Raw genomic sequence first — 5341 nt, 5'->3', positions numbered from 1 at the left:
GCCCGGGCGGGCAGCCGCTTCCCCCGTCACTCCTTCACCCCTTTACCGCCTCCCGGTCCGCGGCACCCACCTCGGGCACCGGGCCGTCGGTCACGTCCCTCGGCGCCGGCCGGTCGGGCCACCAGCAGCGGTCACCCAGCAGGGCCAGCGCGGACGGCAGGATCAGTGCCCGCAGCACCACCGCGTCGAAGAGCACCGCCACGGTCAGGCCCACCGCGATCTGCTTCATCTCCACCCGGTCGATGAAGAGGAAGCTGGCGAAGACCGACACCATGATCACTGCGGCGCTGGTGACGACACCGGCCGAACCCGCGATCCCCTCGACGACGGCCTGCCGGGTCGACACACCGCGCCGTACCGCTTCCCTGATGCGGCTCACCACGAAGATCTGGTAGTCGGTGGAGAGGCCGACCAGGATCGCGAACACCAGCAGTGGAGTACGTGATCCGACGAAGCCCAGCGACTCGAAGCCGAGCGGCCCGTCCGCCCAGGTCCCCTGGAAGACCAGGGTCAGCACACCCCAGGACACCATCACCGCCGCGAGGTTGAGCAGCACACCGAGCACCGCGAGGGCGACGGACCGGAACGCGGCGAACATGATGCCCAGCGTCGTCAGCGAGACGAAGAGGATCACCCACGGCAGCCGGGCGCTCTGATGCTCGGCGTAGTCCACACCGCCCGCGATCTCACCGCTGACCGCGGTCTCGGCGCCCGGACCGGCCGTCTTCCCGACCGTCGCGGGAATCAGCTCGGTGCGCAGCACCTCCAGGGAGCGGGTGGCCTCGTCGGAGTTCTGGGCGTACGGGACGGGCAGTTTCAGCAGGGCGGTGCGTCCGTCGTCCGAGGTGGTCAGGCGCGGCTCGCCGTCGTGGGCGAAGAGCGGCTCGCCCTCGACCTGTTCGGCCAACTGCCGCAGCGCGGCGGCGGGTTCCTTGCCTCGTACGACGACGAGGTGAGCAGCCCCCTGGGCCGGGTACGCCTCGACGAGCCTGTCGTAGGCGGCGACCGCGGGGACGCTGTCGGGGAAGGTCTCCTTGCCCTCGGTGCCCATCTTCATGCTCATTACGGGCAGGGCGAGCGCGGCCGTCAGCGCCGTACCGATCAGCAGGGTGGCCAGGGGCCGCCGCATCACGGGGCGCAGCATCGCCGTCCACATCCGGCTGCCGCCGTCAGGGCGTCCCCGCCGGTTCGTGGCCTTGCCGCGACGGGTCGCCCGGCTGTCGAGGCGGCGCCCGAGCTTGGTGAGCAGTGCGGGCAACACGGTCAGCGAACCGGCCACCGCGACCAGTGTCACGAGGATCGCGCCGGACGCGATGGACGCGAAGATCACGTCGTCCATCAGGTAGAGGCCACCAAGCGCCAGCACGACCGCGATGCCGGAGTCGACGACCGCACGGCCCGAGGTCGCTGCGGCCACTTCGACCGCTGCGGCGTGGCTCATGGTGCCGCCGGACCGTTCCCTCTCCTCGCGGGCCCGCTTCAGATAGAAGAGGGAGTAGTCGACCCCGACGGCCATGCCGATCATGAAGATCACGCTGAGGGCCGCACCGCCCGCGTCGGGAGTGACCCAGGACGCCAGTCCGTACAGGCCGACCGCTCCGGCGAACGCGGAGAGCGCGAGCAGCACCGGGATTCCGGCGGCGAGCACGGCGCCGAAGACCACGAAGAGGATCACGAACGTCACCGGGAGGCTGATGGCCTCGGTCCGCTGAAGGTCCTTCCCCTGCTTGTCGTTGACCCCGACGGAGATGGACGCGCTGCCGGTCTCCTCGATCCGCAGCCCGTCGTGGGCACGCTGGACCTCGGCCGTCTCCACGAGCAGGGCGTCGACGTCCTCCTTGGCGGTCTCCCTGTCGCCGCGCAGGGTGACTTCGACCATGAGGGCCGAACCGTCCCTGGCGGGAAGGGGAGCGGCGACCGAGACAACGGCGGGCAGCTTCCGCATCCGCACCGCGATGTCCCGCGCGGCGGAACGGGCGTCGGCCGAAGCGGCCGTGCCGGTGGCCGGGGCCGTGCCCCTACCGGTGATGAGGATCTGCTCGAAGGGTGCGGGGGTGAGCCCGCTCTCTGAGGCGAGCTGCTCCGCGCGTCCCGCCTCGCCGACCCAGAAGTCCTCGAACGTCCCCTTGTTGGTGCCCACAGCCGCACCCGCGCCGACGCAGAGGGTGACGAAGACGAGCCACCCGACGACGGCTCGCCATGGATGAATCGCACACCAGCGTGCGATGCGAACCGTGACCGGTTTTCTGCCCGTCATGCGGGCACCTCCCCCTGCTTGGACGCTGTTTGCTGTCGTTGATCAGCGTCCCGCCGGGGAAGGCGGAGGTCATTGGTGCCTACCGCCCAGTGCCTCTATGGCTGTCCCCACCCTGGTGCCACCCCTAGGGGGCGGGCCGGGCAGGCCGGCCGTGTCAGGCCGGCGGCTTGAGTACGGGTGCGGTGAGGCGGAAGCTCATCCGGCCGAAGCTCACCTGGTCCCCGTCGCGCACCGGTACGGACCCGGTGACCCGCTGGCCGTTGACACAGGTGCCGTTCGTGGAGCCGAGGTCGCGCAGAATCCACCGGCTTCCGTGCACGGTCAGTTCGGCGTGCATCCGGGAGACGGTCTCGTGGCTGAGCCGCAGTCCGTTGCCCGGGTCGCGGCCGATGAGCAGGGGGTGCGGGCCGGGCACGGGCAGCAGGAGCTTCGGCAGCCGCTCGGACTGCCAGGCCCTGCGCAGCCGTACGGAGAAGGCCGACACGCCGCCGACCGCGCGGAACAGCCCGCGCGACCAGCGCGCGCCGGATTCCAGGTCGCAGGTGAGTGCGTCCAGTTCCTCGGCGCGCCGGGCGGTGAGGGCCAGCTCCATGCGTCGCATGAACGTGTCGTGCGAGAGCTTGCCCTGCGCCGCACCGTCTCTGAGCACACCGAGAACACGGTCGCGCTGGGCGTCGGAGAGCCGCGCGGGATACGTGTGGAACTCGAAGGAGGACGTCACAGTCCTGATTGTCGGTCCGACCGGGCCGTAGTGTCCAGAAGAACTCCTCATTCCCCCCTGCTGACCTGCACGGCTCCGCTCTTGCTAACGTCAGCGCCCTTGGGCCGCCGGCGGGAAGCCGGCGGCCTTCCGCCTCGAAGGAGACTTTGTGCCCGTAGCACCACAGGAACTGACCGTCCGTCCGCTCACCGGACCGGACGAGCTCGATCTCTTCTGCCGCCTTTCGTACGTTCTCGACCACGAGCTGGCGGACGACCTCGCCAACGGCCTCCGCCGCCCCGACTGGATGTGGGTGGCCCTGCACGGCGAACGCGTCGTGGGCCGGATCTCCTGGTGGACCTCGACGGACGGCGGCGCCCCACTCGCGCTGGACTTCTTCGACCTGGACGACACCCTGCCCGCGCAGGAACGCCACGAGATCGGCGTACGGCTGCTGGAGACGGCCACGGCCGCTGTCGTACCCGACGGTGCGGAGCGCCCCGAGTACGGCCGGTTCATTCCGCCGGACTGGCGCGAGGACCCGGCGGCGCGCGAAGTCGTCGAGGCCCGGGTACGTGTCATGGAACAGACCGGCGCCCGGATGCTGGTCGAGCGGCTGCGCCTGGAATGGCGCGAGGGCACGCCGGTTCCCGAGGACTCGGGCCGGCTGGTGTTCCGTCCGGTCACCGGGCGCGAGGACCTGATCGCGCTGATGACCCCGGTCATGGAGGGCACGCTCGACGCCCACGGCCAGGCGGACATGGCGACGGGGATCGGTGCCCGCAAGGCGGCCGAGAAGCACTACGAGGAGGAGTTCGCGGGCTTCAGGACGCCGCAGGAGTGGTGGCGGATCGCGGAGCTGCCCAGCGGTGAGCCCGTCGGGTTCGTCATTCCCGCGCGCAACAACTACCACCCGATCATCGCGTACATCGGCGTGCTGCCCGCGCATCGCGGCAACGGCTACATCGACGACATCCTCGCCGAGGGCACCCGGGTGCTTGCGGCGACGGGCGTGGACCGGATCAGGGCGGCGACCGACCTCGGCAACGTACCGATGGCGAAGTCCTTCGAGCGCCTGGGGTACGTGAACTTCGAGCGCGCGTTCAACATGGTCTGGGACTGACCGGTCTGGGACTGACCGGCCCTTCGGCTGACGGGCCGTTCACAGGTGACATTGCAATAACCCGTGGACGGCCCGCCGGGGTCGCGTTACCGTAAGCCGCGAAGTCAACGGCCCAGGTCGAGGAAGGAGGCGAGAAGAGTGCGTACCACCACCGGTAACACCTCACATTGCACTTCATTCCCGCGCTCCCGTCCCGTCCGCAGGGCGGTGTCGGACTCCGTCTGACCGGGAGCGCGCTTCGTCCCGGAGGACATTTCCATGACCGATCTGGTCATTCGCGCGCTCACCCAGAGCGACGCCCATCTCTTCGATTCCCTGCACGACGCCGACCTCGTCGGCCGCGCCGCTTTCGGACACCGCTACGCCACGGTCGCCGACGGTGGGGACTACCGCCCCGAGTGGACCTGGATCGCCCTGCGCGAGGACACCGTCGTCGCCCGCGCCGCCTGGTGGGCGGGGCCCGACGACACCGAGCCCGTCCTGCTCAACTGGTTCGACTTCGCCGACGGCGAGGACGAGGCGGGCGCCGAACTGCTGCGCCGCTCCACGCTGCACGCCGAGTACGAGCTGATCCTGCCCGCGAACTGGCGGGAGGTTCCCGAGGTCCGTGCGGCGGCCGAGGCCCGGATCGCAGCCGCCACCGCGGCCGGCATGAAGCCGCTCGTCGAGCGGTTCCGCTACCTGTGGACGCCGGAGTGCGGGCTTCCCGAGCGTCCCGGCCGGCTGACCTTCCGCCCGGAACCCGACGACGCGGTGATCCTCGACGTACTGCGCCGCGTCCACTCCGTCACGCTGGACGCGCATGCCCGGCTGGCCATCGAGGGCCCCGGTGGCCTCGATGCGGCGGCGCAGGAGGAGCTGGACTTCTTCAACTGGTGCCCCTCGCCGCGTTCCTGGTGGCAGCTGGCGTACACGGCGGACGGTGAGCTGGCCGGGATCCACGTGCCCGCCCGCAACCCCTCGGGTCCGTGCATCGGCTTCATCGGAGTCGTACCGGAAGCACGCGGGCACGGCTACGGCTACGACCTGCTCGTGGAGTCCACGCAATTCCTGGCCGCGGAGGGCGCCGAGTTCATCGCGGGCTCGACCGACCGGGGGAACGCGCCGATGGCCGCCGCGTTCGCGCGGGCCGGCCATCCCGTGACGCAGGAACGCGTGAACATGGTCTAGGGCCTGTCCGGCGGATCAGGGTCGGATAGGGCGCGGCGTCTGGTGCGGTGCATCGCAAGGCGCCGGAGCGTCCTCATAGCGGAGCTATGCG

Annotated in this window: 4 protein-coding genes; 2 read left to right on the top strand and 2 right to left on the bottom strand. The window is 70.5% G+C overall.

The annotated features are described in order from the left end of the window. Positions 1 to 34 precede the first annotated feature (34 nt). Both ACWGO0_RS37155 and ACWGO0_RS37150 read right to left on the bottom strand, forming a co-directional pair. Complete coding sequence (locus tag ACWGO0_RS37155; protein WP_453544858.1) at positions 35 to 2257, bottom strand: MMPL family transporter; 2223 nt, start codon at positions 2255 to 2257, stop codon at positions 35 to 37. Positions 2258 to 2411: 154 nt separating this feature from the next. Next, a complete protein-coding gene (locus ACWGO0_RS37150; RefSeq protein WP_453544857.1) occupies positions 2412 to 2978 on the bottom strand; it encodes an FHA domain-containing protein in 567 nt (188 codons plus the stop codon). A 148-nt stretch (positions 2979 to 3126) separates the two neighbouring features. On the opposite strand from ACWGO0_RS37150, the gene ACWGO0_RS37145 reads away from it, so the two are divergent. Beyond that, positions 3127 to 4080 (top strand): GNAT family N-acetyltransferase, encoded by a 954-nt coding sequence (locus ACWGO0_RS37145; RefSeq protein WP_453544856.1) that lies wholly within the window; start codon positions 3127 to 3129, stop codon positions 4078 to 4080. A 258-nt stretch (positions 4081 to 4338) separates the two neighbouring features. Then, positions 4339 to 5250: a GNAT family N-acetyltransferase gene (locus ACWGO0_RS37140; RefSeq protein WP_453544855.1), complete on the top strand. Its 912-nt coding sequence runs from the start codon at positions 4339 to 4341 to the stop codon at positions 5248 to 5250. Positions 5251 to 5341 lie beyond the last annotated feature (91 nt).

Source organism: Streptomyces sp. NPDC055749 (genome assembly GCF_053617235.1).
Note: the sequence above shows the minus strand (reverse complement) of the source record. Positions and strands in the feature narration are given on the sequence as shown.

Excerpts from the sequence above, each read along its gene's own strand:
- ACWGO0_RS37155 (WP_453544858.1), bottom strand. The coding sequence starts at position 2,257 with ATGACGGGCAGAAAACCGGTCACGGTTCGCATCGCACGCTGGTGTGCG.
- ACWGO0_RS37140 (WP_453544855.1), top strand. The coding sequence starts at position 4,339 with ATGACCGATCTGGTCATTCGCGCGCTCACCCAGAGCGACGCCCATCTC.